General features: G+C 52.5%; 23 protein-coding genes. 8 read left to right on the plus strand and 15 right to left on the minus strand.

What is annotated here, in order from left to right; genetic code table 11:
* Positions 1–87: 87 nt before the first annotated feature.
* From ABIB59_RS17980 to ABIB59_RS17990, 3 genes are all read left to right on the plus strand, one after another.
* Positions 88–1,023: a LysR family transcriptional regulator gene (locus ABIB59_RS17980; protein WP_039080067.1), complete on the plus strand. Its 936-nt coding sequence runs from the start codon at positions 88–90 to the stop codon at positions 1,021–1,023.
* 273 nt (positions 1,024–1,296) lie between these two features.
* The gene (locus ABIB59_RS17985) at positions 1,297–2,250 is read left to right on the plus strand and encodes an aldo/keto reductase (protein WP_354036439.1); all 954 of its coding nucleotides are present in this window, start codon (positions 1,297–1,299) and stop codon (positions 2,248–2,250) included.
* Between the two features lie 218 nt (positions 2,251–2,468).
* Positions 2,469–3,389, plus strand: a complete 921-nt coding sequence (locus tag ABIB59_RS17990) for a WYL domain-containing protein (protein ID WP_071195110.1) — start codon at positions 2,469–2,471, stop codon at positions 3,387–3,389.
* Here the strand turns inward: ABIB59_RS17990 and ABIB59_RS17995 are convergent.
* A complete protein-coding gene (locus ABIB59_RS17995) occupies positions 3,346–3,741 on the minus strand; it encodes a (R)-mandelonitrile lyase (RefSeq protein ID WP_071195109.1) in 396 nt (131 codons plus the stop codon). The genes ABIB59_RS17990 and ABIB59_RS17995 overlap by 44 nt on opposite strands.
* 202 nt (positions 3,742–3,943) lie before the next feature.
* Positions 3,944–4,546, minus strand: coding sequence for a helix-turn-helix domain-containing protein (locus ABIB59_RS18000; RefSeq protein ID WP_079496868.1), 603 nt, complete (start codon positions 4,544–4,546; stop codon positions 3,944–3,946).
* 44 nt (positions 4,547–4,590) lie between these two features.
* On the opposite strand from ABIB59_RS18000, the gene ABIB59_RS18005 reads away from it, so the two are divergent.
* Positions 4,591–5,277 (plus strand): B3/B4 domain-containing protein, encoded by a 687-nt coding sequence (locus ABIB59_RS18005; RefSeq protein ID WP_125123694.1) that lies wholly within the window; start codon positions 4,591–4,593, stop codon positions 5,275–5,277.
* A gap of 74 nt (positions 5,278–5,351) precedes the next feature.
* On the opposite strand, the gene ABIB59_RS18010 is transcribed toward ABIB59_RS18005, so the two are convergent.
* Positions 5,352–6,251, minus strand: a complete 900-nt coding sequence (locus ABIB59_RS18010; RefSeq protein ID WP_039080073.1) for a LysR family transcriptional regulator — start codon at positions 6,249–6,251, stop codon at positions 5,352–5,354.
* A gap of 117 nt (positions 6,252–6,368) precedes the next feature.
* Here ABIB59_RS18010 and ABIB59_RS18015 point away from each other — a divergent pair, with 117 nt between their 5' ends.
* The 4 genes from ABIB59_RS18015 to ABIB59_RS18030 all read left to right on the plus strand — a co-directional run bounded on the left by ABIB59_RS18015 (position 6,369) and on the right by ABIB59_RS18030 (position 9,869).
* On the plus strand, positions 6,369–7,118 hold the full coding sequence (locus ABIB59_RS18015) for an SDR family NAD(P)-dependent oxidoreductase (protein WP_354036442.1): 750 nt from the start codon (positions 6,369–6,371) through the stop codon (positions 7,116–7,118).
* 499 nt (positions 7,119–7,617) lie between these two features.
* Positions 7,618–8,316 (plus strand): amino acid ABC transporter permease, encoded by a 699-nt coding sequence (locus ABIB59_RS18020; RefSeq protein WP_039080075.1) that lies wholly within the window; start codon positions 7,618–7,620, stop codon positions 8,314–8,316.
* The gene (locus ABIB59_RS18025; protein ID WP_354036445.1) at positions 8,294–9,061 is read left to right on the plus strand and encodes an amino acid ABC transporter ATP-binding protein; all 768 of its coding nucleotides are present in this window, start codon (positions 8,294–8,296) and stop codon (positions 9,059–9,061) included. Before ABIB59_RS18020 ends, ABIB59_RS18025 begins: the two co-directional genes overlap by 23 nt.
* Before the next feature lie 34 nt (positions 9,062–9,095).
* Positions 9,096–9,869: an amino acid ABC transporter substrate-binding protein gene (locus ABIB59_RS18030; protein WP_354036643.1), complete on the plus strand. Its 774-nt coding sequence runs from the start codon at positions 9,096–9,098 to the stop codon at positions 9,867–9,869.
* 99 nt (positions 9,870–9,968) lie between these two features.
* Here ABIB59_RS18030 and ABIB59_RS18035 read toward each other — a convergent pair whose 3' ends face one another.
* From ABIB59_RS18035 to ABIB59_RS18090, 12 genes are all read right to left on the minus strand, one after another.
* Positions 9,969–11,129 (minus strand): MFS transporter, encoded by a 1,161-nt coding sequence (locus ABIB59_RS18035; protein ID WP_110296008.1) that lies wholly within the window; start codon positions 11,127–11,129, stop codon positions 9,969–9,971.
* Positions 11,129–12,406, minus strand: a complete 1,278-nt coding sequence (locus ABIB59_RS18040; protein ID WP_354036447.1) for a hypothetical protein — start codon at positions 12,404–12,406, stop codon at positions 11,129–11,131. The genes ABIB59_RS18035 and ABIB59_RS18040 overlap by 1 nt, the downstream gene beginning before the upstream one ends.
* 30 nt (positions 12,407–12,436) lie before the next feature.
* Complete coding sequence (locus tag ABIB59_RS18045) at positions 12,437–13,624, minus strand: ROK family transcriptional regulator (RefSeq protein ID WP_039080080.1); 1,188 nt, start codon at positions 13,622–13,624, stop codon at positions 12,437–12,439.
* Positions 13,625–14,025: 401 nt separating this feature from the next.
* Positions 14,026–15,375 (minus strand): GntP family permease, encoded by a 1,350-nt coding sequence (locus tag ABIB59_RS18050; RefSeq protein WP_354036449.1) that lies wholly within the window; start codon positions 15,373–15,375, stop codon positions 14,026–14,028.
* A gap of 95 nt (positions 15,376–15,470) precedes the next feature.
* Positions 15,471–17,438 carry a YjhG/YagF family D-xylonate dehydratase gene (locus tag ABIB59_RS18055; RefSeq protein ID WP_354036451.1) on the minus strand — a complete coding sequence of 656 codons (1,968 nt, stop codon included), beginning with the start codon at positions 17,436–17,438 and terminating at the stop codon, positions 15,471–15,473.
* Positions 17,439–17,448: 10 nt separating this feature from the next.
* Positions 17,449–18,354, minus strand: coding sequence for a dihydrodipicolinate synthase family protein (locus tag ABIB59_RS18060; protein ID WP_354036453.1), 906 nt, complete (start codon positions 18,352–18,354; stop codon positions 17,449–17,451).
* Between the two features lie 4 nt (positions 18,355–18,358).
* A complete protein-coding gene (locus ABIB59_RS18065; protein WP_071195098.1) occupies positions 18,359–19,147 on the minus strand; it encodes an IclR family transcriptional regulator in 789 nt (262 codons plus the stop codon).
* Between the two features lie 304 nt (positions 19,148–19,451).
* A complete protein-coding gene (locus tag ABIB59_RS18070; protein WP_354036455.1) occupies positions 19,452–21,359 on the minus strand; it encodes a flagellin N-terminal helical domain-containing protein in 1,908 nt (635 codons plus the stop codon).
* 376 nt (positions 21,360–21,735) lie between these two features.
* Positions 21,736–21,945 carry a YdgH/BhsA/McbA family protein gene (locus tag ABIB59_RS18075; protein WP_039080088.1) on the minus strand — a complete coding sequence of 70 codons (210 nt, stop codon included), beginning with the start codon at positions 21,943–21,945 and terminating at the stop codon, positions 21,736–21,738.
* Between the two features lie 579 nt (positions 21,946–22,524).
* Entirely contained in the window at positions 22,525–22,860 is a 336-nt protein-coding gene (locus ABIB59_RS18080) for a hypothetical protein (RefSeq protein ID WP_107222657.1), read from the minus strand.
* A 204-nt stretch (positions 22,861–23,064) separates the two neighbouring features.
* Entirely contained in the window at positions 23,065–24,093 is a 1,029-nt protein-coding gene (locus ABIB59_RS18085; RefSeq protein ID WP_354036458.1) for a virulence RhuM family protein, read from the minus strand.
* A gap of 260 nt (positions 24,094–24,353) precedes the next feature.
* Positions 24,354–24,563, minus strand: a complete 210-nt coding sequence (locus ABIB59_RS18090) for a YdgH/BhsA/McbA family protein (RefSeq protein ID WP_039080090.1) — start codon at positions 24,561–24,563, stop codon at positions 24,354–24,356.
* Between the last annotated feature and the right edge of the window lie 178 nt (positions 24,564–24,741).

Genomic DNA, 24,741 nt, shown 5'->3' on the forward strand with positions numbered 1-24,741 from the left:
CGGGAGTGAAAATAATGTCATGGCGCTTTGCGCCTGTGGTTTTTTCTGGCAAAAAGAGGGCTGACCGTAAGCCCGGCAGGAGAAAGCATGATTCGCCTTGAAGATGTCACCTTATTTGTTCGCTCTGCTGCGCTGGGCAGTTTCTCCAGTGCGGCGCGAGAGGCGGGGCTGTTGCCGGGGCAGGTCAGCGCCGCCGTGCACCGTCTGGAGCGCGACCTCGACAAGCGCCTGTTTGCGCGCTCGACCCGCAGTCTGCGGTTGACCACAGAGGGCGAAAAATATCTGCCCTTCGCTCAGGAGATGTTAGCCGTGGTGCATGCGGGGGCGGAAAGTCTGCACAGCAGTGACAACGACATTCAGGGCGAACTGCGTGTGGCCGTACCGTCTGATATTGGCCGCAACGTGCTCTTGCCGCTTATCACCCGGTTTTGCCAGCAGTACCCCAAAATCTCGCTGCGCCTGTCGCTCTCCGATGAAATCAGCGATGTCTTTCGCGACCCGGTGGATATTGCGATTCGCTATGGCGTGCTGGATAACAGTAGCTATGTCGCACTACCGCTGGCAGAAGATAACCGCCGCGTACTGGCCGCTTCACCGGCTTATCTGCAACAACACGGCAGACCGCAAATCCTGGACGACATCGTCAATCATCACTGCCTGCTGTTTACCATGAACAGCCACGTCTATGACAAATGGAGCTTCCCGGAAGACGGTATGCGCCGCCAGCTTATCGTTAAAAGCCGCATGCTATGCGACGATGCGGATGTTGCCCGCCGCTGGGCGCTGGAAGGGATGGGTATCATCTACAAATCGTGGATTGATATCAGCGCGGATGTTCAGGCGGGCAGGCTGGAAGTACTCTTACCGCAGCACCCTGGCGAAGCGGCGCCCCTCAACCTGATTTGCCCGCACCGCAAGCAGTTCTCCCCGGCGATTCGCCAGTTGCACAGCGTGTTACGCGAGCCTCTGCGCGCGATTACTGCGTTGCTGCATACCCACCCGGCGTTTCACCCACAGCCCTGATTTGTTCATCCTGCATTTGCACACACTCCGTCGGCCCTGCGTGGTGGGGTATGCCCTGTGCGTCTATCGTCAGACAATATTCAGCTTTCAAAAAGCCACGTTTTGCTAACCCCTGATGTGGTGATAGGCGACTATTGTTGAAGCCATACAAAAAATCAGGGATCGCGTTCAGTGAGGAATGCGGCGAAAAGGCGTATATCAGCGCCTAATGTTGTCCGGGCTGGCGACGCGAGGAGTGCCGGGTTCAGTCCGTCATCTAAAAGGTATGTACGAATGGCTTTACGTTCATTAGGTACCACGGGTTTACAGATCCCCCGGCTGGTTTTTGGCGGTAACGTATTTGGCTGGACCGTGGATGAGAAGCAGAGTTTTAGTTTGCTGGACGCGTTGCTGGAGCGAGGCTTCACGGCAATCGACACCGCGGACGTTTACTCTGCGTGGGCGCCGGGTAACAAAGGCGGCGAATCGGAAACCATCATTGGTAAGTGGTTTGCCGCCCATCCTGGCGTGCGTGACAAAGTGACTCTTTTTACGAAAGTCGGCGCTGATTTGGGCGCTCCAGGCAAAAAAGGCCTTTCCGCACGCTGGATTGAACAGGCGGTCGAGGACTCATTGCGCCGTCTGCAAACCGACTACATCGACTTGTATTTCTCCCACTGGCCGGACAGCGAAACGCCGTATGACGAAACCCTGGGAGCATATCAAAAGCTGCTTAAAGCCGGGAAAATCCGTGCGGTCGGGGCGTCAAACCTCAATGCGGAACAGTTACAGGCTTCTCTGAAGGTGGCGGATGACAACGGCTTGCCGCGCTATCAGGTACTGCAACCGGAATATAACCTGTATGACCGTGACAGTTTTGAAGGAAAACTGCAGGAGTTAACGGTTCGGGAAAATATCGGTGTGGTGACCTACTACAGCCTGGCGTCGGGTTTTCTGTCGGGCAAATACCGCAGCGAAAACGATCTCAGCCAGAGTCAGCGCGGGCAGGGCATCAACAAGTACCTGAATGCACGTGGCTTTGCCATTCTGGATGCGGTGGACAAGGTGGCGGTGAAACATAATGTGAAACCCGCTGAGGTAGCGCTAGCCTGGCTTATCGCTCAGCCTGGTGTGACTGCGCCTATCGCCAGCGCCACAAAAATCGCCCATGTGGAGAGCTTCGTGACGGCGGTGTCGCTGGCCCTTTCCAGTGAGGATATCGCGGCACTGAATAACGCCGGTCAGTAAGGCGCAAAACCGGATGGTTATGCGCCATCCGGTGCGCTTTTCCCACCTAAAAATTGTAGTTTTGCATGACCTGAGACAATTTTTCCCGTCGTTCGGTTGGAGTTTTTGTCGCCCCTGCCGTTAACCCTTTTGATGAACGCCACGTATTACCGTACAAGTCCGGCAGGTGATTGCCGCCGCGTAAGCACCTTCTGACTTGTCGTTCGGGACAGGGAACAATGAAGGAAAGTCACGCAAAGAAACACGATGTGCTGATTGAGCGACTGTGCGAAATTTTCTCGGTCCTTTATCAGGGAAACACCATCGATAAAGCATGGTTATGTACAAAATTTGGCATTACGGCGCGCACCGCGTACCGGGACCTGGCGCGGCTTGCCCACTTGCTGGATCAGGTCTCGCCTGGCCGCTATCGCCTGAGCACGCATCTGCTGCCGACACTCCATACCGGGCACCTGGCGGAATTTGCTGATTTCGCGGGCGTTGCGCATCTTTTCCCTCGTCGGGACGGACAGTCGCTACGTAACAGCATGAAAAACCGGGATAACATCGCTTTTCATGGCGTCAGTAGCAGGGAAAATTACACCATGGATGACCTGATAGGCCAGCTCAATCAGGCTATCGCCGCCCGGCAGGAAGTCACGTACCGCTATCGTGAGAAAAACCGCTGCGTTCAGCCGTATCGCCTGATAAACCATTATGGTTTGTGGTACCTGGCGGCGGTGGATGCGGGCACGCTCAAGGCCTTCGAACTGGCGCTGATTTCCCAGTTTGCGCCAGGGGCAAACCGCTTCACGGCCGATCCACTGGTGCTGGAAGAGCTGGAAGCAGGCTCGGGTATTCGCTTTGGCAAAAAGACAGAGGTGCAGTTACGGATTTCGGCTCATGCGGCGAAGTTCGTCAGCCGACGCCCGCTTTTTCCTGCTCAACGCCTGGTGGAACGGCACGACGATGGCGGCATGACGATTTCATGTGACATTCGCGACCCGCACACGCTGTTTCGCTGGCTGCGCTACTGGCTACCGGATGTCAGCATCCATTCGCCCGCTTCCCTGCGCGACGCGTTTAAGCAAGATTTACAGCGGCGCTACGCCGAAGCTAGCGACGATATTGTTCATCCGATACCTGTTCCAGCCAGGTAACCGGGCTGCCGTTTTGTGATTCGGCGATAGCGATATGGGTCATCGCATTGTCTGGCGTTGCGCCATGCCAGTGCTTCACATCCTGCGGGATCCAGACGATATCGCCCTGGTTCATCTCCTCAATGGGTTCCCCTTCACACTGGATCCAGCCTTTGCCATGGGTGACGATCAGCGTCTGGCCAAGCGGATGGGTATGCCATGCCGTGCGCGCACCCGGTTCAAAGGTGACAGTCGCGCCGCCAACGCGCGCCGGGGCATCGGTCTGGAACGGGGCGTCGAGGCGCACGCGGCCGGTAAAATAGGCCTCCGGGCCGGGTGCGGAAGGGACAGAACCACTACGGATAATTTTCATTTTCTTCTCCTGAAAGGTAAAAGCCACAGGATTAAGTTTACGCAGTGCCGCCGGGATTGATTAGTCGGGGAAATCGAAAAGGACTTATGAGAGACATTCATGAGTGTCTCAGGGGGGAGCCCGGCTGTGCGGCTACAGAGTAACGGCGAGCCGGAGCGATGGAATCGGATTGCGGGCGGCAAAATGGGGTTAAAAGACTAACTCATGAATGGCGTTCACTGACCGTCATGGTAAACCACACTTCTTCATCACTGTCGTTGGCATAGGCATGGGGCGCATCGGTCCGGGCCACGGCGGAGCTGCCCTGCGTGACGGCCAGGACGGTTTCATCGACGGTGACGGTCAATGTGCCTTGCTCCACATGCAGCAGTTCAAAGGTGCCAGTCGGATGGCCCGGTGAGCTAAAACGTTCGCCGGGAAACAGATGCCAGCGCCACATTTCCAGCATGTCGGGCCCACTGGTGCCTGCCAGTAAGCGGGCCGAACCGCCTTTATCCCCGTGCCAGAGTACCGGGATATCCCCGGCGTCAATCAGGTGGACGGCGGGTTTACTGGCCACATCGACAATATCCGCCACGGAAACGCCCATCGCCGCGGCGATTTTACACAGCATCGCGATGCTGGGGTTGGCCAGACATTTTTCGATCTCGACCAGCATGCCTTTGCTGACACCTGCCCGGCGGGACAATTCGTCCAGCGATAGTTTTTGTTGCTGGCGAAACGCTTTAATTCGCACCGCCACGGCCTGGCTAACGGTCTGGAGGTCGGCACCTGAGTCGGTCGGTATATTGACTTTTTTGGTCATCGGTCACTACTATGGGATAAATTAGTCACTAAAAGGATTATCCAATGCTTTCTGTTCAGCCGTCAATCGACACCGGTATCGCCCGTATTGCACCACAGTTTCGTGCGCTTAGCATGCTGGTGGAGGCCGCACCGTTAAGGCATCCTCAGGTGGGAGAAGCGGCGCTGGCGCGTGCCTGTGCAGAGGTGGTGGCGGGTGGCCCTGATTGGGCGCAGGCGCATCTGGATGCGTGGAGCGAGGTGTTTAAACGCTTCGGTGCGAAGCCAAAACGCACGCCATGTTCTGCCGACGCGCTGCGAAAACGGGTGTTGCGTGACGGTTCGATGGCGGCGATTGATCCGGTGGTGGATCTCTATAACGCCATCAGTTTGCGCTATGCGATTCCGGTGGGCGGCGAGAATCTTGCCGCGTATGTGGGCGCACCGAGGCTGGTTATCGCCGAAGGAACAGAGCGTTTTGACATGATGAAAGACGGGCAACTGGCGGAAGAGTCGCCGGAGCCCGGTGAAGTGGTGTGGCGTGACGATCTCGGGGTGACGTGCCGCCGCTGGAACTGGCGGCAGGGGGTGCGTACCCGCCTGAGTGCGACCGACAGCCAGATGTGGTTTATCCTGGAAAGCCTGCCGGAGATGCCGATTGATGCCTTGCACGCCGCAGGCGATGAGCTGGCTGCCGGTTTGCAGGAGATGATGCCTGGCAGCATTATCCGTTCGTCGCTGCTCACGGTGTGAAAGGGAATATCCCGGATGCGGTGCGCCCGTAGCCCCGGCAAGCGCAGCGCCGCCGGGGATGCCCCGGATGAGCACTACAACCTCGTCAACGTCGCAAAATAGGCGGCGAGACTGTCAATCAGGGCCCTGACCGCAGGCGGCAACCCTTTGCGCGTAGTGAATACCAGGTGAACTATCCCTGGCACGCTGCGCCACTGCGGGAATACCTGCACCAGCTCCCCCTTCTCTAGTGCGCGATGGCAAAAGTGCTCCGGCAAAAACGCCACGCCGAGCCCCTGACTTGCCGCCGTACGCACCGCCGCAAAATCACTACAACTCATCATCGGCTCGTGACGAAACATCATGCTTTGCTTATCACGGTTTTCCAGCGGCCATTCCACTTCGGCGTCGCCATCGTTAGTGCTGAGCGTGGGCAGGGTATTCAGCGTGGCGATATCCTCCCCCGCACGCCGCGCCAGCGAAGGGCTGGCTACCAGAATGCGGTGCGAAGTACCCAGCGTGCGCATGATGAGTTCCGCATCGCTATTAAGCTGCGTGCGCACACGCAGGGCCACATCAATACGTTCATTAATCAAATCCACGGGCCTGTCGAGAGCAAGGATTTGCAGCCGGACCTTCGGGTAGCGGTGCATATAGGCCATCAGCGTGTCGGAAACCACCTCCACCATCCCGGTCGGGCAGCTAAAACGCACCAGGCCATGCGGCTCGGCATGGGCATTGATAATCAACGCCTCTGCCTGCTCAGCCTCTTGCAACATGGCCCGGCAGCGCTGATAAAACGCCTCGCCCACTTCGGTGACGCGAAAACGGCGGCTGGTTCGTTCAATCAGCCGTACGCCGAGGCGAGATTCCAGCTCGGCAATCCGGCGGCTGAGTTTTGATTTTGGTTCGTGTAGTGCCCTGCCTGCTGCGGCAAAACCCCCGTGGCGCACCACCTCGGCAAAATAGCGATAGTCATTCAGATCGGTACGCATTGTTGCCTCATCGTTCCTTTAATAGAACGATAGGTAGCATAATTGCTATCTTTTTGCACTATCGTTCCACTGGTATCTTCATCATCACTAACCCAACGGAATAAACCGGAGCTTAAAATGAACAGATACAGCAACAAAGTGGTGGTAGTGACTGGCGGTACCAGCGGCATCGGCATGGCAACAGCAAAAGCCTTCGCAGCAGAAGGGGCGCATGTTTACATCACCGGGCGTCGCCAGGAAGCACTGGACAAGGCGGTACAAGCCATCAGCGGCAGCGTGGTCGGCGTGCGTGGCGATATGGGACAACTGGCCGATATCGACCATCTCTATGATGTGATTCAGCAACAGCATGGTCAGATTGATGTGCTGGTGGCGAATGCGGGCGGCGGCGACTTTGCGCCCCTTGGTGAAATTACCGAACAGCATTACGAGCAGACCTTTAACACCAACGTAAAAGGCGTGCTTTTCACCGTGCAAAAAGCGCTACCGCTGCTCAAAGATGGCGCCTCCATTGTGTTGACGGCCTCGACCACCAGCGTGAAAGGTACGCCGGCATTCAGTGTTTATTCGGCCACCAAAGCGGCGGTACGTAACTTCGCCCGTAGCTGGATTCTGGATCTTAAACCGCGCCGTATTCGCGTCAATGCCGTAAGCCCTGGCCTGACCGATACCGCCGGACTGAATGAGCTGTTTGGCGGTGGTGAGCAGGCGGAAGGCACCAAATCCTGGCTCTCCGAACAGGTACCGTCAGGCCGTATTGGCCAGCCTTCTGAGGTTGCCAGCGCCATCACGTTCCTCGCCTCGGATGATGCGAGCTACATCAACGGTATCGAGCTGTTTGTTGATGGTGGCCTGGCGCAGATTTAATGTATAAGTGTTGCCCCGCATCAGGAAGGAAAGGTGTGGGGCAATGACGTATATCCCATTGACATATCCCGTTCATTATTTGAGCTTATCGTGTAAATTTTCACCAGTGGAGGATCGTATGGAAAAAACGACACTCTTTAAAAGTAATCGCAGCCAGGGGAGCAAAACAGGGAAGATTTTTAATGCTGAAATATATGCTGGATACCAACAATACCCGCGAATTTGAGCGGGTCCCTGGAATTCGTTTGTCTGACTGGACGATTCAATGATATCTGAGGTGAGTCTTAGAAATAGACTCCCTCTGGATTGTTGATACTAAAATCCTTTATGCCTAAAACACAAAAGCATTTCCATAAATAGCAATTGTTAAAAGTAACTATCCATTCCTGGTATATCTCGATACATCCGCAATAACCCCGTGGTAGACTCGCCTTATAAAATATATCGATGTCATCTAATTTATAACAACTGAAATAATCATTTTCAGGGAAGGTGAAGTGTGCCTGATTGGTTATCGTTAGCAATAGATTCATTTTGGCCAATGCTGTATGCCGGGCTGACATTTACTATTCCATTAACATTGATTACCTTCGTCCTTGGATTAATTCTGGGGTTCGTTGTGGCGTTAATTCGTTTATATGGACCTGCACCGCTGAAAAGCCTGGTGCGCTTTTATGTCTGGATTATTCGCGGCACCCCCTTACTGGTGCAACTGTTCCTTATTTTCTATGCATTACCGAATGCGGGTATCACGCTCGATGCGTTTCCATCGGCGGTGATTGGCTTTACGCTGAATATTGGCGCCTATACCTCGGAAGTGATCCGGGCGACCTTGCTCTCGGTGCCAAAAGGCCAGTGGGAAGCGGCACACTCCATCAGCATGAGCTGGAGCCAGTCGCTGCGGCACATCATTTTGCCACAGGCGGCGCGCGTGGCGGTTCCGCCATTATCAAACACCTTTATTTCGCTGGTAAAAGACACTTCGCTTGCATCGGTGATTACGGTTCCGGAGATGTTTCTCGCTGCGCAACGTATTGCTGCCGTCACCTACCAGCCGCTTATTCTTTATAGCGAAGCAGCGCTCCTCTATCTGTTGATCAGTTCCGTCTTATCGTATTTACAGTCGCACCTGGAAACCCGATTAGAAAGAAATACCGTGGTTAAGGAAAATAATAATGATAACGCTATCCGGAATTGAGAAAAGTTTTGGTTCGCAGAAAGTACTGCACGATATTTCTCTTACGCTTCCGGAGGGCAGCGTTACGGCATTAATTGGTCCCTCCGGTAGTGGAAAAAGTACATTATTACGCTGTGTCAATTTGCTGGAAATTCCGCAGGCCGGAACGGTGAAAATTGGCAGCGAAGATATTTCATTTAACGGACACGCCAAACCGAAGAAAAAAGACATCCGGCGCATATGCCAGCAGACCGGCATGGTCTTCCAGAACTTTCAGTTATTTCCACACTTAACCGCGCTGGAAAACATCATGCGCGGGTTGGTGGTGGTGCAGAAATGGCCCGTTGCCAAAGCTAAAGCACGGGCGGAAGAGTTACTCACTAAAGTGGGCATGCTACATAAACGCGACGCCTGGCCTGCCATGCTCTCTGGCGGCCAGCAGCAGCGCGTGGCGATTGCCCGAGCGCTGGCTCCGTCGCCGAAAGTTTTGCTCTGCGACGAACCGACGTCGGCGATCGATCCTGAATTGTCGCTGGAAGTCGTTGCCGTCCTGCGCCAGCTCGCCCAGGAGGGGACAACCATGTTGATGGCGACACATGATTTACGGCTGGCGGCGAATATCGCCAACCAGGTTGTCTTCCTGGAGTCCGGGCACATTGTGGAGAGCGGCACCTCGAAAGCCATATTCACCCAGGCGAAAAAGACGCGAACACAACTGTTTATTTCCACCCTGACCGACACCCTTCCCGATTCCTGGGAAATTTAAAACAACAACACGGCAACTCTTTAAGGAGCTAATGATGAAAGTATTAGTCACTGCATTGCTGGCAACCGCCATTCAACTGAGCGTTTCCCATGCAGCTTTCGCGGCAGACGATCTGGCCACTATCAAATCTGCCGGGGTGTTAAAAATCGGCACTGAAGGCACCTACCCGCCGTTCACCTACCATGATGCCTCCGGGAAACTGGTGGGGTTTGATGTGGAAATTGGTCGCGAAATCGCTAAACGTGTTGGCGTGAAGGCGGAATTTGTCGAAGGCAAATGGGATGGCCTGATTGCAGGGCTGGACGCTAAACGCTACGACGCGGTCATCAATCAGGTGTCGATTACCCCGGAACGTAAGGCGAAATTTGATTTCTCCGAACCCTATATTTCCTCCAAAGCGGTGCTGATTGTTAATAGCAATAACACGGTGATCAAGAGTTTCGATGACCTCAAAGGCAAGAAATCTGCCCATACGCTGACCAGTAACTATGCGCAACTGGCGCGTAAATACGGCGCGGAAGTGGTGGGGACCGATGGCTTTGACCAGTCGGTATCGTTAGTCGCCCAGGGGCGTGCGGATGCCACCATCAACGACAACCTCTCATTCCTCGACTTCAAGAAACACAAGCCGGATGCACCAGTGAAAATTGTGGCGTCGCAAAATGATGCAGAACAGGTGGGTGTCCTGATTCGTAAGAATGAAGGGGAGCTGCAAAAGGCGATCAATAAAGCCCTGGACGGCATTAAAGCTGACGGGACCTACCAGAAGATTTCCAATACCTACTTCGGGACCGATGTCTCTAAATAACCGGTCAGCCGCAGCGGTCATTGCGCCGCTGTAGGTTTTAAAAAAGGGCAGCAGTTGCACGGGAGAGCCAGGGGCAAACTGCTGCCAAAAGTACAACGTTTACTGCGCTTTTTCTTTTATTAGCATTGCAAGGACAAAGAACACGGCGACGAAAGCGATGATGAAGTTAAAGCCCGTCGAGATACCGTAACTGTCGGAGACCTGGCCTATGACCGACCCGGCCAGCGCGCCGCCGAAGCCAGAGGCGACATAAATCAGCCCCATCACCGAACCGCTTTTGCGGGTAAGGCGCGTAGCAATGGCTGCCGCCGTCGGGAACAGCACGGACATGGCAAAGCCGAACAGCATGAACAGGTAGACGAACTCCACTACCAGCATGCGGCTGACGATGATGGAAACCAGCGACAGAATCGAGAACCAAATCAGCGTCCGGCGCTCGCCCAGTTTCAGGGTGATAAAACCGCCAATCACGCGGCCAATGGTAAACAGCCCGGCAAACGAGGAAATAACATAAGCGGCTTTCGCGGCCTTACCGGCGGCGTCCAGGTCTGCGATATCGAGTGCGGCGTAGAAGATCGGGAAGAAGTTCAGGAACGCCGCTTCGGCTGCCACATAGAACAGCAGGAAGGCGATCACGACCATGATGCGTTTCTGGGTCAGCAGCTCGATAAAGTCGCTCAGCTTCATGCTGGACTGGGCATTGCTCTCCAGCTTCAACGTGCTCAGAACCAGCACCAGCACGGCGACGATAACGGCGATGCCAACATAGAAGGCGCGCCAGGAGACACTGTTGGCGAACAACTGATGCAGGATCAGCGGGGTGACAATCATCCCGACGCCAAACATGGCGTTGGAAATATTGAACATCATCCCGGCTTTGTCTTTATAGAAGGTCGGAATGACGGTCACGATGGAGACCATCATCGAGCCAATGCCCAGACCAATCACCAGATAGAAACCAAAGAACAGCGCCACGGTATAGGCAAGACTGGTGCCCATCAGGCCGGCAATCATTAGCAGCGAGCCGACCAGCATCATGATTTTCAGACCTTTTTTGTCGGTCAGGTAGCCGGTCAGCAGGCTGGAAATCAGAAAGCCAATCTGAAACAGGGTAATTAACGTCCCCACCTGGCCCATATTGAGATCAATGCTGTGCTGTACCTGTTCAAGAATCAACCCCTTAGTGTTCTGAATCCCGCCCAGCAAAAACATGGTCATAAAGAGCAGGAAAAAGACTTTCCATTTTTGCGCATTCGTCATTATTGAGCTTCCTTGCGTAGTTCATGTTCTCCGATGGCGTCAAACAACGCCTGATCTGCCCATCCGTAGCAGTAATAGAGCAGGTCATCGCAGGCGCTGGCTTCTGCGGCGCGTACCGCTTCCAGCAACTGCTCTGGCGGCAGATTCCACATCTGGATGCCGCTGAAAATAAAAGTACCTTCCTGTGAGAGCTGGCGTACCCGGTCGTTTTGCTCTTTGACGAAACTGATCGGGAAGCCGGAGGCTTGAAAATCCTTGTAGCTGAGCGCGTAAGGCAGGTTGAACAACTTTTTAAACGCCTCAAAAGCGGGTTCATGTGCGGCTTCATCGCAGGCAAAGAAATTGACCAGCCCCTGTACGTCCGCACCGCCCCCGAGTTTGTGGTAAGGGAAGTGTTTCAGCGTGCCGGAAAGACGCGTCAGCGCGCGATAATCCTGCCCGAGGATCCAACTGTAGGCCGGTGGCCACAGGTCGAGCCAGAAATGGATATCGCCAATGTTCTCTTTCGCGTTTTTCAGGTTACGTTCGACCAGCCCGGTAACGCTTTGTTGGCGAAACGCAACCCAACGGGCAATGATGGGGTTATCGCGAAACGCCTCGACGGGATAAGCGAAGTCCCCTTCGGCAAGGGCGGCAGCGATTTTATCCAGCTCGTCTTTGACCACCTCTGGCGCGAGGCCCTGCGCTTTCATGGCCTGCTGGCAATGCGGGCAGAAACAGGTAAAAAGCCCGGCGGGATTGACCTCTTTTCCGGCCCAGTCAGGAAAGCGGATACGGTCAATCAGGAAGGTGTCGTAACCGTAAAGGCTCTTGATGCGGCTGAACGTTTTTTGCCAGTAATCGGCCACATCCGGCGCATTGGGGCATAGCCAGTACTTGATGACCCGGCCACGATAATCAACGACCTGGTTGTTAGCGATATCACCACTAAAATCCCCGTTCAGGATGTTTACCCAGGGAATCACTTTATAGCGAGTGCCTTCTGTCGCCTGTTGAACCCGGCGCAAAGGGTCGTTGCCCGCCAGCACGCCGGGGTCTATTTTCTGCTGCAGACGCGTATCGGGATTATCAATATTGACGTGCAACATGCCGTTGCCCATTACCGATTCGTGTACCGGGTTATGCGGTAATACGCCCACGGGGTAAGGATTACGTTCAAAAATGGTATTTAATTCGACAAATAAATGCTCGACATTCTGCATGCCGTCTATGCGTTGCAGAATGTTCTCCATTCCTTCGTCCAGAATATCGTGCGGATGCAAATGGATTCCTGCCATTATGTTCTCCTTGTCGTCAGGTGACTGGCACTAATTAATTTGTGCGTCTGGCATAAATTGAATTGCGGGATAAATAGCGGAAAGCGCCAGAATGGCGATGCCATAAAGCGGTGCTTTTTCGCGTAATTCTGATAATTCCACGGTGACGTGGGTATTGGTGAAAAGCTGTCTGTCGAGAGTGGCCTGCACACGGGGTAAGAAATAGTCCGCCACGTGGGTGACGCCGCCGGTTAATACCACTTTTTGCAGGTTTGCCATCGCCACGAGATTAATAATCCCCATGGCTAAATAATCGGCCATCTCATCGAGCAGTGCGCAGGCCAGTGGGTCGCCCTTGTGTACGTATGACATTATCTTTTCCAGCGAAAGCGTCTGGTTTGTCAGTTCTTTAAACCTGTCGCTGATACCAGAGCCTGAGCAGTAGCTTTCAAAGCACCCCTTATTGCGCCAGTTTTTATAGAGCTGGCCGCGGTTAAAAATCATGTAACCAATCTCGCCCGCTGCGTTATTGGCACCACGAATGATTTTACCGTCCATCAGCAGCGCGGATCCTAAGCCAGTCCCGATGCCAATCAGCGCGGCGCTGTTGCTGTTGCGACATTTACCGCACCACATCTCGCCCACCAGCGCGGCACGAATGTCATTCTCCAGGATGACCGGCAGAGAAAGCCGCTTTGTTAGCTCATCCGCCAGGGGAAGACTGGACCAGTCAGGCAGATTGGGCGAGCCCTCCAGCACGACGCCATTACTGATATCGATAATGCCGGGCGTCGCAAGACCAATGACGCCAATACGGCGATGTTCAACGCCACTTTCCACGATAAAACTGGCGATGCTGTTGGATAAAAGGTCAATGAAAGCATTACGATCGCCGGTCTGGTAAGTCGCTTCGCGTTTTTCATACAAAATCGTGGCATCGAGATTAAACAGCGAAAAGGTAATTTTTGTTCCGCCCAGATCGATGCCAATCCCCAGCCTGGCGTGCGGATCAAAATTAATCAGAATGCCTTTTCTTCCCTGCCCGGTTTGTTCGCTGACGCCGCCTTCAAAAATGATTTTCTCCAGCAGTAAATCGTTAATAATTTCTGAAACGGTCGCTTTGGTCAGTCCACTGATTTTAGCGATTTGCGCGCGTGATAATGGGCCCTGCTCACGAATGATATTGAGCACCAGCGTCGCGTTCATCTGGCGTAAGGTATTGGGAACCACAGGCGTCATAATGAATACCCTTTAGTTTGCTTTCCATACTTAATCGTAAGTATTAACTGACTTCGATGTCCTTTTTTGCGTATTTATTGCCAGGAATAAGGTTCGTGTAAAGTGTTTTTGCTTATTTAGTTTGTGTTCCATACTAATTTATTGAGCGCTGTCACACGCTGCTTTTATTTAGCGCCATGGTATTTTTTTAATGAATTTTTAGAGGTTGTTTTATTTGTTTTTTAAATATTTTAAGAGCTGATTATAGGGTTTGTTTTATATATCACATGAATATTTTTAAGCTGTATTATTTGGGTTGTCATGCAATGAAATATAAAAAAGGAATATAAATGCCCGGATACGCTGACGCTTATCCGGGCAACACTTTGTTCTCTCTGAGGGTTGGGATGAAGGGGGAAGACCTACATCACCATACTCGCCAGCAAGATAAACAGCAGGCCGCAGATGGAGAGCAGGGTCGACATCAGCGTCCAGGACAACAATGTCTCTTTGGTGGTCAGGCCGAAGAAATCCTTAATCATCCAGAAACTGGCATCATTCACGTGCGAACAGATGCAGGAGCCCGCCCCCGTTGCCAGCGTAATCAGCGCCAGATTGGTATGAGGGTGCGCCGCCAGTAGCGGAATGACCAGCCCGGCCGTGGAGATCGCCGCCACCGTGGCTGAACCCAGGCAGATTCGCAGGAACGCCGCCACACCCCAGGCCATCAGAATCGGGTTGATATCCATCCCCGACACCAGCGTGGAAATGTACTGACCCACACCGGAGTCAATCAGCACCTGCTTAAACGCGCCGCCGCCGCCGATAATCAACAGCAGACCAGCAATCCCGGCAATCGCTTTGCTACAAGAATCCATCAGTTCCGAAATGGTTTTTCCACGCCCCACACCCATGGTGTAAATCGCGAACAACAGCGAAATCAGCATGGCGATAGTGGAGTTCCCCAAAAACAGAAAGATGTTATAGAGCGTGCCAGGATCGCCTGCGTCTTTCGGGCGGGCCATTTGCATAATGGTCACCAGCGCCATCAAAATCACTGGCAGCATGGCGGTTAAAAAGCTGATGCCAAAGCCTGGCATTTCGCTCTCGCTAAAACTTTTCGTCGCGCCGAGAGAGGCAATATTGCCCTCTTTTTTAAAGGCATCCGGAATTAAACGCTGGCACACTTTATTCTGCAGCGGACCGCAGAGAATAAAGGTCGGAATACCCACGATAATGCCGTAAATCAGCACCATCCCGACATCTGCGCCATATTCACGGGCGATCACGGTAGGGCCTGGGTGCGGCGGCAGAAAGCCATGAGCAACCAGCAAACCGGAGAGCATCGGTACGCACATATACATCGGTGATATTTTCGCTTCCCGGGCGATGGCGAAGATAATCGGCACCAGCAGAATCAGGCCGACTTCGAAAAAGAGCGCAATCCCGACGATAAACGCCGAACAGACCACCGCCCAGTCGAGTTTCTTCGCACCGAAATATTTCAGCATGGTCAGCGCGATACGCTGTGCGCCACCCGCGTCAGACAACAGACGCCCAAGCATCACACCGAAACCAAATATCAACCCAATATGGCCCAGCGTACCGCCAAGGCCAGATTCGACAGAGGTGACAACTTTATTCAGGTTCATTCCACTGGCGATGGCGACCCCGATTGAGACGATAATTAACGAAACAAAGGTGTTTAATTTTATTCTTATAGTTAAAAGCAGGAGTACAGCAATACCTGCCACGACGATAAATAGTGGCATAACGTCCTCTCTTTCCAGGATACAGATATGATCTACCAGACTGCCTAAATCAGGCAGCCGAATAATAAATAATTTAATAATGGGTCTGTCTTAACTCAGGGCTTATTAATATAGTCCTGTAGCGCTTCACTAATTTTATTAACGTCATAAATACAGCCGCGCCATGTCCCGCCGCTCACGGCCTGCAGCATTGCCCAGAGACGTGTATCATCCGGTAATTCCGGGTCAGGTATTAAATCCGGATGCGTATTGCGGGCATTTAATATTGCGGCTGCTTCCTCACACGATGGCAAAATAGTATCGACATCGGTTCCTAAGAAATTCACCTCCCCATGAAGTTGTTTGCAGTCGATTTTAATTTCAATAATATCTCCGGTACGTAGCTTACCAATCGGCCCACCCGCCAGAGCTTCTGGCCCGACGTGACCAATACAGGCCCCGGTTGAGACGCCGGAGAAACGGGCATCGGTAATTAACGAGACATGTTTACCGTATGACAAATGTTTCAGCGCGCTGGTGACCTGATAGGTCTCCTCCATTCCCGTACCGGAGGGGCCTGCGCCAATAATCACCAGAATATCGCCCGCTTTAATTTTGTCGTGTTTGATATCGTAAATGGCGGCTTTTTCCGAGAGGTACACTTTCGCCGCGCCTTTATGGTAATAGACGCCCTCTTCATTAATCACCGACGCATCAATAGCCGTGGACTTAATCACCGATCCTTCCGGTGCGATATTGCCCACCGGGAAAGTAATAGTAGACGTCAGCCCACGTTTAGCGGCCTGTTGCGGCGACATAATCACATCGTCCGCTGCAACCTGTTCTTGCTTAAATAACAGCTCTTTGAAAATCTGCCGACGTTCAGACTGCTCCCACCAGTCGAGGTTTTCCTTGAGCGTGTTGCCGGTGACGGTCATGACATCTTCATGCAGTAAACCCAGGCTGCGCAGATGCAGCATCACTTCCGGCACGCCGCCTGCCATAAAGGCATTCACCGTCGGGTGATAGACCGGGCCGTTCGGCAGCACGCTCACTAAGCGCGGCACCTGCTTGTTAATGCGGATCCAGTCTTCCACGGTTGGGATATGACAACCCGCCTGATGAGCAATCGCCGGGATGTGCAGCAGCAGGTTGGTGGAACCGCCAAAGGCCGCGTGAACCATCATGGCGTTTTCAAAGGCTTTATCGGTGAGAATATCCTTTGTAGTGATGCCTTTCCGGGTCAGTTGCAGCGCTGCACGGGCGGAAGCGCGGGCGATTTCCTGCCACACCGGTTCGCCTGATGGCGCCAGAGCGGAGTGGGGGATTGCCAGCCCTAACCCTTCGGCCACCACCTGCGAGGTGCCCGCCGTGCCCAGGAACTGACAGCCGCCGCCGGATGATGCGCAGGCCTGGCATCCCGCCCGACGAGCGCCCTGCAATGACAATTCGCCATTGGCAAAACGCGCGCCAATGGTCTGCACTTTGCCGTTATCTTCGCCGTGCAACGCAGGCAGCGTCGCGCCGCCAGGGATCAGCACCGTGGCTTTGTCATGCTGAGAGGCGAGCGCCATCATGGTGGCGGGCAGCCCTTTGTCACAGGTCGCCACGCCAATCACCGCTTTGGCATCCGGCAGGGAGCGAATCAGGCGGCGCATCACCATTGAGGCGTCGTTGCGGTAGGGCAGCGAGTCGAACATCCCGGTCGTGCCCTGCGTGCGGCCATCGCACGGGTCGGAGACATAGACCGCGTAAGGCAGGGCGTTATTATGTTTGATAACGTCTGCCGCCGCTTTCATCTGGATATCCAGCTCGTAGTGGCCCTGGTGAAGCGCCAGCGCGACAGGTTTCCCGTCTGGCCCGCGAAGCCCGCCCAGCGTGCTCAGTAGCAGAATGCCATCACGGTTAAGCTCGTCTGGCGACCAGCCCATCCCGGCATTCATCGTCATACCAAAAATATCGCCGCTGGGTCGGTTGATCAGCATATCCGGGGTCAGAGGCAGCTCGCCTTGCGGGCCAGCGGCATGCGTCCTGACGCGGTAAATCTCCCGGTTGTCGTTATCAAATATTTCGCGAACAGACATGGTGTTCCCCTTATTGTTTTAAAATTCCCTGAGAGGCCAGGATCGCCTTCACTTTTTCTTTTCCTTCCGCCGACGCTTCCAGAATCGGCGGCAGGCAATACGTGTTCACCGGGAGCCCCACGCACTGCATGGCATATTTGATGAGCGAGACAAACGGGGTTTCCAGCGCATAAATCGACGGCAACTGGAGCAATTTTTTATTGAGCGTGGCGGCCGTGGCGAGGTCGTTTTCCTGCCAGGCACGATAGATGCCGATGGATAACTCCGGCGCGAAGTTGGCGCTGGCGGTAATCGACCCATCACCGCCCAGCAGCAACGTGTTGAGTAAGTGGTCGTCATAGCCGCAGAAAACGGAGAAATCCGGGCGCACTGCTTTAACAGTGTTAATCATTGTGCGCAGGTGACCGACGCTGTCGATGGTATCTTTAATGCCAACGATGTTGTCGTTTTGCAAAACCAGGCGTTTGACGGTCTCCGGCGTTAAGTCCTGGCCGGTCAGGTCGGGGAAGTTATAGATGATCACCGGCAGCCTTACGCTTTGCGCGATGCGGTGGTAATAATCGTCGAGGTTGCGCGGGGCGACTTTCCAGTAATAGGGGTTGATGGCAACAATGCCATCCGCGCCACAAACCTCAGCGTGCTGCGCCAGTTTTACCGCTTCGTCGGTGGAGGGAGAGCCCACGCCAATCAGCACAGGAACGCGTTTATCCGCTGTGGCGACCGCCGCTTCAGCGAGCGCCATCCGTTGGCTGGTGTTCATCTGGCTGAATTCCCCGCCGGTCCCCAGATAAAACAGTCCGTCGACCCCTTTCTCAATCAGGAAATCTGCGACCGCTTTCATGGCGGTTTTATCGATATTTCCGTCGTTATCAAAGGTGCTGGAGACCGGCGGAATAATTCCCCTGAACTTTTTCATTACATCAGTTTCCTTTTCTTAGGTTTTCACTTTCACTCCGGTATCCCAGCCCATATGATATTTGCCCGGCGCACTGGCGGAGCAATTCGAGATAACCATCGATCTTATTTCCTGAATACACCACCGGATCGCCCGACAGTGAGATCGCATAATTAACCCGGTTATACATATTGAATACCGGCATACTCAGACATACAGCGCCATAGGTTGATTCTTCATTGTCTATGGCCCATCCGCGTAGACGCGTTTTTTGCAACTCTTCCCGAAATAACTTCTTATCTGTAAAGGTATTTTCGGTATGTTTGGTGAGCGCTAACGCATCCAGAAAATAATCCATCTCTTCACGGGGCTTCCAGGCGAGTAACGCTTTGCCGAGCGCCGTGATGTGTAATTCTAATTTCTTACCAATCCAGCTTTTTTTCGTGGGTACGGAACCGGGACTTTCCACTTTATCGAGGTAAATGGCGTAGCAGTCTTCAATGGCCCCTAAATGACAGACCAGGCCGCTTTTTTGCGAGAGTTCCTGCATCGGGCGTTTGGTCACCTCAAAAATATTTTTGCGGTGTAATGCCTGACAGCCAAGCTCATAATTTTTAATGCCAAGGGAATATTGATTGCGATCGCTTTTCGTTAGAAATCCACAATCAACCATGACATTTAATAAATTCAGCAGGCTGCTCTTCGGATACTGAAATTCCCGTAGCAGCTCCATAAAACTTGCCGCGCCAACATAGGCAATGTAGGTCAGTATTTTCTCAGCCCGAATAAGTGAATTACACCCTTTACCGCCCATAACGGCTCCTCTATTGATTGAGTAAAAGTTTATCCATCCTGTGTAAGGGAGAATACATGTGGTTCAACAGGCTGAACCGAGTTAGGGCGGGGAAACGTGATCTATAGCGAGGTTTTGAATAATGGAGGAATTGCCTGGGTAAGAAATTTGGTGCTTATTTTTAGACTTAACCCAATCCGCTGTAGGAATATATTTTTTTCTATTGATGGAGATTAAAGCGGAAAGTGAGAAAGTTAGGGAGGAAGAAAGACAAAGCCATTCCTTTTAAAAATGACCTTATATGCTTTTTCATGGCGCGGATAAGTCATTGCTTAAGCAGTGACAACACAATCTCTGGTGTCATATTCGCCTTGATCAGTACCTGCATGCTGGACTGCTGCAAAATTTGCGCTCTCGTCATTGCGGAAACCTCACTGGCGTAATCGGCATCTTCAATCCTGGAACGGGTCGCCGCTGTGTTGGCTGCGGCATTACCCTGCGCATTTTGCACGGATGTCAATCGGTTGGCGATGGCACCCAGCTCGGTGCGGCGCGTATCTACCTTGCTAATGGCGTTATCGATGGCGGCCAGCGGGTTCTGCGGATTACGTAAGCGAATTTCAGGCCCTACTTCCCGGATATTCAGGGTGGTGTAATTACTCGATGCATCCGTACTGGAACCCATGGCTGCCGTGTAATAGATCTGCACTGCACCGATACCGTTAAGTGTTTTCAGATAAAAGGTGTTGGTGAGATCGTTTTGCACGGCCAGCGTAGCGGTCTTTGCGCCATATGTCGTGCTGGCGGGTAGGTTCATATAATAGTTGCCGTCACTATCCAGACGGAGCACGTCATTGAAAACATTGCCATCAGAATCGGTATAATTCACTTCAACATGCGCAGGGTCCAGGGTAACGTGCGACGTCCCGCTAACGCTGGTCACTGCGGTAAATCCATTCTGACTGGCGCTGCTGGTGGCCGTTACGCTTAATGACGTTGTCGTACCGTCTGTCGTCGTGCTCAGCGTTGCCGGGTAATACTTGTAACTTCCGCTACCATCGCTGACTTCCATCATGTACTGGCTACCCGATTTCACTAACCTGCCCGCAACAGTATTACCACTGGCATCAGTAAAGGTGGTGGTCGTGGTACTGCTATCAATAGCCGGTGTGGTCATGACATTGATCGGCAGGGTAGGCAGTTGGGTATCCAGTAATCCGCTGTTGCTGGTTATGGTGGCGGTTACCGCGCCGGATGTGCCAAAACTCAGCGTGGCGGGATAATAAAAATCATCCTGCTCGATGTAATACTGACCGTTTGATTGGGCCAGCGTAGCGCCGCTTAGGGTCGCACCGTTGGTATCGAGCGCATTGAGTGTGGTAATAGTGCGGGAGGGTATTTGACCAGCATCGCTGTAGAGTTTGGTCGCGCTGGTTGCCGAAATCGAGACCGTACCGTTCCCGGCTTGGGTATACCAGTCAGCGTGATAGAGGGCTGGTAGAAAAGCCGCGTTACCGTTGGTATCTGTGCCTTGAATATAATACTGACCGTTGGCCGTGCTTCTGACGAGCTGTGGAGACGTTAACCCTGACGCTGCATAACTGACTGTAACCGCACTGCTATTCAGGGAAATATTGTAGGCCGTGCTGTTGTAGCCATTGGTATCGACGACATTATTGCTGATGCCGCTAATTACCAGGTCTTTTAATCCAATTTCATCGACGCTAAAGCCTGGCGCGGATAAATCAAGATCGACTTTTTGGTTGTCGTTCGCGCCCACCTGAAAACCGATCTTCCCGGCGCTGCCGTTCAAAAGCGAGATACCGTTAAATTGCGAGGAGCTATTAATTTGGTCGATGGCTTTCAGGTTGAGGTTAATTTCAGCCTGAATCGCGTCGGAATCCGTTTGCGAGTAAGTGCCGTTCAGCCCCTGGACTGTTAATTCGCGAATGCGCTGTAAGCGGCTGTTCACCTCGTCCAGCGCGCTTTCCGCCGTATCAATCATCGATAAGCCATCACCTGCATTACGCTGCGCTTGCTCAAGCCCGTTTTGCTGGCTGGTTAAGCGGTTGGAGATAGCCTGTCCGGCGGCATTGTCGCTGGCGCTGTTAATGCGCATCCCCGAAGAAAGACGACGAATAGCTGTTTCCAGTGCGGATGCGCTTTTGACGGACTGCTTTTGGACATTTAGTGCTGAGACATTCGTTTTTAGGCTAATCATTACCTGGCTCACAAAATCTTCCCTGGTATCCGTTATCGGCATCTCCTTGTTTTCTTTAGGGGGAAAATTTCCGCTAAGTCAGTTCGTTGTTAAATACGAGTTTTTTTGACTGGAAGCAGGTGATACGGGTAGTTATTTGCAAATTATAATGCTGTTTGATGTTTTTTTTATGGTTTTTAAATTTGTGAAATTACAAAAACTACGAAATAAGGTAGGGTGGGAAAGTGATGATTTATTGAGGTATTCCAAAGAGCTATCTTGCCATCCGGGATGGTAAAACGAAAACGCAAAAAAGCCCCCGAAGGGGCCAGAAGGGTTGTCTGGTTGAGGGCGAAACCGGCCACCTTGCGGCGACCTGTCCGGCAGTTCCCTCTGCGACCATTCGGTCTTATTTGCTCAGTTCAGCGGTCATGTGAACAACATTGTTCACAGTCGCTTCGGTAATTTTGTAAGACGCACCGGCCTGGTGTGCCTGGGCGGCGATTTTGGCTTCTGCACCGTCGATGGTGGAGGAGCTTGCGGTTACGCTTTGTGCGAAAGCACCGAAAGACATTACGGAAAGAGCAGCAACTGCAACGAAAGTTTTGATGGATTTCATGGTCGTATTCCTTAAGTTATTTGTTCTGGATAGGGCGTGTTACCCTGATGTGATAGATAATAGACCGACCATCGGGTGATGAAAATCTAAACTATTTGCCGATAACGTTCAAAAAAATAGAACATGCTTTTAGCGTGTTTGCTTACCGGAGCTATGACTGGTTTTCTTCCTCTCCCTTGTGGAAGAGGGCCAGGATGAGGGGGAAAATGCGGCTCGGGAGGCGGGTTCCGTTCACCTTATGTTCATGGCGAAATGTCACCTTCGGACACGTGAACGGGTAAAGGGGAACACCGCGTTCCCCTTTACAATCCCCGCGGCCCCGCTGAAATCGGTGCTTCGTCTCACCGATTTCAGCGGGGACTCAACCTCCTTGCTGCACGCTCTGCGTTAACAGGTTACAAAGATGTCGCTGTAGTTGTTCTGTTGGAAAAGTGGTTAGCAGTGGCTCAAAGGGATTAAAGACGTTCACAGCAGGCGTAGCCCGGATAAGGTGCTTGCGCCGCATCCGGGAAGCGAACCCGCAGCGCGGTGATTGCTGCGCTACGTGTTGTTCTTTTACTCGCAGATGCGCAGTCTATATTATGGATTAGCGTATTCGATGATTTCTTCACCCATCAGCGTGCAATCATTAAGGAAAATAAACCGCATCCTATATTTGCCTTTATAGATATTTCCCCATACCTGCAATACATCGAAATATTGTGATTTGTTTTCCGGGTTTTGGATTTTTGCCAGCGGGGTGATATGGCCATCAATTCCCGCCCTGTCATCATTATCACTATAGAAGGCCAGGAGTTTTTTTGCTTCTGAAATTGCCTGTGTCTTACAGGTTTCGGCAGACTTTTTCTCAGCGGCGAATGACGAGAAAGAGAGTGTAAATAATAAAGATGTCACGAGGGCGGCAATAGTTTTCATCTTGAGGCGACCTTTTAACACGTAAACGATGGGTGCCTGTTGTCACCCAACCAGAGTTAATAAGGTTACTCTACTTACGTCGTAAGATGTCCACATATTGAGCGTTGCCGGATCGCAGTCGTAAAAAGCAGGCGTAGCCCGAATAAGGTTTTTACGCCGCATCCGGGAAGGATCCCGGCGGCGCGATACTTGCCGGGTTAAATGCTATTTCCCGGCCTTTGTTTCCCATTTGACCAATCCCGCGATATCTTTTTCACCCTCAGCTTCCTTCAGGCGACGTTGCTGCTCGGCAAATTGAACATATTCAGCCTGTGCTTTTTCGTCAGCGGCCTTCTTACTCACTGAACCCGCATCCTTTAACACCTCACGGTCATTAAATTGCAGAAACTGATCCAATTTTATCTGCCAGTCATGCAGGAAAACCTGTTTGCGTCGGCGGGCCTGGTCTTCGGCAAAGTCCAGCCACATATTGACCACGCGATTGAGTTCGCCGATCTCTTCAGGATTGAGATAATTTTTGGCTACCGTGACATCGCTTTTGCGCACTTCTTCACTTTTGTAACTGGTCAACCCCATATGCTGTTTACTGGCGTCAGCGCGTTGGTTGATGAGCTCCGCCGCAGTATGGCCGGTGCAGGCAAAATGCAGTTTGTTCTGGATGGTTTGAAAAAAAAGCGTGGTTTCTTTGAGCGAAGGTTGATAGTCAGCGGCAAGGGCAAAGATCTCACGAACCCGTAAATAAACCCTACGTTCACTGGCACGGATATCGCGGATGCGTTCGAGCATCTCATCGAAATAATCGGGAACAGCTGAAGAACCCACGGGTGGATTTTTCAAACGCTCATCATCCATCACGAAACCTTTAACAAGGTATTCCTGAAGCGTTTGTGTTGCCCACTGGCGGAACTGCGTGCCTCGTATGGAACGGACGCGGTAGCCGATGGCGAGAATTAGCGGCAAACTAAAGAATTGAACATTGTATGTTTTTCCATCGACGGCAGTTGTTCGGTAAAACCGAACAACTGAATCTTCGTCCAGCTCTGCGTCTTCGAAGATATTCTTTATATGCCCACTGATAGTGGATTTGGCTTTGCCATACAGGTCGCAAATCATTGCCTGAGAAAGCCAAAGAGTATCGTTCTCGAAGCGACATTCAATACGCACTTTCCCGTCGCCGCTGGCGAACATTAAGAATTCACCTGCGGGCGATTGGGTTAATTCTCCATTTGTCATGCCACCTCCGAATCGCGAGCCGAATCTATCAAGTATGCCAGAAACACAGCCTGCGGTTCATTAGGTGAACAACTGATATAGGCATAACACCTATTGGCCGACAAGATACCTGCGCCGCCATCCGGGGATCCACCAGAGCAATATTTACCGAACCACAAACGCAAAAAAGCCCCCGAAGGGGCCTGAAGGGTTTTCTTTGAGGGCGAACCTGGCCGCCTTGCGGCGACCTGTCCGGCAGTTCCCTCTGCGACCATCCGGTCTTATTTACTCAGTTCAGCGGTCATGTGAACAACGTTGTTCACGGTCGCTTCGGTAATTTTGTAAGAAGCCCCTTCCTGCTGTGCCTGAGCGGCGATTTTGGCTTCTGCACCGTCGATGGTGGAGGAGCTTGCGGTTACGCTTTGTGCGAAAGCACCGAAAGACATTACGGAAAGAGCGGCAACTGCAACGAAAGTTTTGATGGATTTCATGGTCGTATTCCTTAAATTATTTGTTCGGGATAGGGCGCGTTGCCCTGATGTGATAGATAATAGACCGACCATCGGGTGATGAAAATCTAAACTATTTGCCGATAACGTTCAAAAAAATAGAACATGATTTTAGCGTATTTGTGGGCACCAAAACCCCGGTGGCGCTGCGCTTACCGGG

The organism is Citrobacter sp. UYEF32 (assembly GCF_040546205.1).
Classification (GTDB): domain Bacteria; phylum Pseudomonadota; class Gammaproteobacteria; order Enterobacterales; family Enterobacteriaceae; genus Phytobacter; species Phytobacter diazotrophicus.

Excerpts from the sequence above, each read along its gene's own strand:
- ABIB59_RS18075 (WP_039080088.1), bottom strand. The coding sequence starts at position 21,945 with ATGAAATCCATCAAAACTTTCGTTGCAGTTGCTGCTCTTTCCGTAATG.
- ABIB59_RS18035 (WP_110296008.1), bottom strand. The coding sequence starts at position 11,129 with ATGACGAATGCGCAAAAATGGAAAGTCTTTTTCCTGCTCTTTATGACC.
- ABIB59_RS18025 (WP_354036445.1), top strand. The coding sequence starts at position 8,294 with ATGATAACGCTATCCGGAATTGAGAAAAGTTTTGGTTCGCAGAAAGTA.
- ABIB59_RS18050 (WP_354036449.1), bottom strand. The coding sequence starts at position 15,375 with ATGCCACTATTTATCGTCGTGGCAGGTATTGCTGTACTCCTGCTTTTA.
- ABIB59_RS18040 (WP_354036447.1), bottom strand. The coding sequence starts at position 12,406 with ATGGCAGGAATCCATTTGCATCCGCACGATATTCTGGACGAAGGAATG.
- ABIB59_RS18060 (WP_354036453.1), bottom strand. The coding sequence starts at position 18,354 with ATGAAAAAGTTCAGGGGAATTATTCCGCCGGTCTCCAGCACCTTTGAT.
- ABIB59_RS18000 (WP_079496868.1), bottom strand. The coding sequence starts at position 4,546 with ATGACCAAAAAAGTCAATATACCGACCGACTCAGGTGCCGACCTCCAG.
- ABIB59_RS18085 (WP_354036458.1), bottom strand. The coding sequence starts at position 24,093 with ATGACAAATGGAGAATTAACCCAATCGCCCGCAGGTGAATTCTTAATG.
- ABIB59_RS18030 (WP_354036643.1), top strand. The coding sequence starts at position 9,096 with ATGAAAGTATTAGTCACTGCATTGCTGGCAACCGCCATTCAACTGAGC.
- ABIB59_RS17995 (WP_071195109.1), bottom strand. The coding sequence starts at position 3,741 with ATGAAAATTATCCGTAGTGGTTCTGTCCCTTCCGCACCCGGCCCGGAG.
- ABIB59_RS18080 (WP_107222657.1), bottom strand. The coding sequence starts at position 22,860 with ATGAAAACTATTGCCGCCCTCGTGACATCTTTATTATTTACACTCTCT.
- ABIB59_RS18045 (WP_039080080.1), bottom strand. The coding sequence starts at position 13,624 with ATGACGCCTGTGGTTCCCAATACCTTACGCCAGATGAACGCGACGCTG.
- ABIB59_RS18005 (WP_125123694.1), top strand. The coding sequence starts at position 4,591 with ATGCTTTCTGTTCAGCCGTCAATCGACACCGGTATCGCCCGTATTGCA.
- ABIB59_RS18010 (WP_039080073.1), bottom strand. The coding sequence starts at position 6,251 with ATGCGTACCGATCTGAATGACTATCGCTATTTTGCCGAGGTGGTGCGC.
- ABIB59_RS18055 (WP_354036451.1), bottom strand. The coding sequence starts at position 17,438 with ATGTCTGTTCGCGAAATATTTGATAACGACAACCGGGAGATTTACCGC.
- ABIB59_RS17990 (WP_071195110.1), top strand. The coding sequence starts at position 2,469 with ATGAAGGAAAGTCACGCAAAGAAACACGATGTGCTGATTGAGCGACTG.
- ABIB59_RS18015 (WP_354036442.1), top strand. The coding sequence starts at position 6,369 with ATGAACAGATACAGCAACAAAGTGGTGGTAGTGACTGGCGGTACCAGC.
- ABIB59_RS17980 (WP_039080067.1), top strand. The coding sequence starts at position 88 with ATGATTCGCCTTGAAGATGTCACCTTATTTGTTCGCTCTGCTGCGCTG.
- ABIB59_RS18090 (WP_039080090.1), bottom strand. The coding sequence starts at position 24,563 with ATGAAATCCATCAAAACTTTCGTTGCAGTTGCCGCTCTTTCCGTAATG.
- ABIB59_RS18065 (WP_071195098.1), bottom strand. The coding sequence starts at position 19,147 with ATGGGCGGTAAAGGGTGTAATTCACTTATTCGGGCTGAGAAAATACTG.
- ABIB59_RS17985 (WP_354036439.1), top strand. The coding sequence starts at position 1,297 with ATGGCTTTACGTTCATTAGGTACCACGGGTTTACAGATCCCCCGGCTG.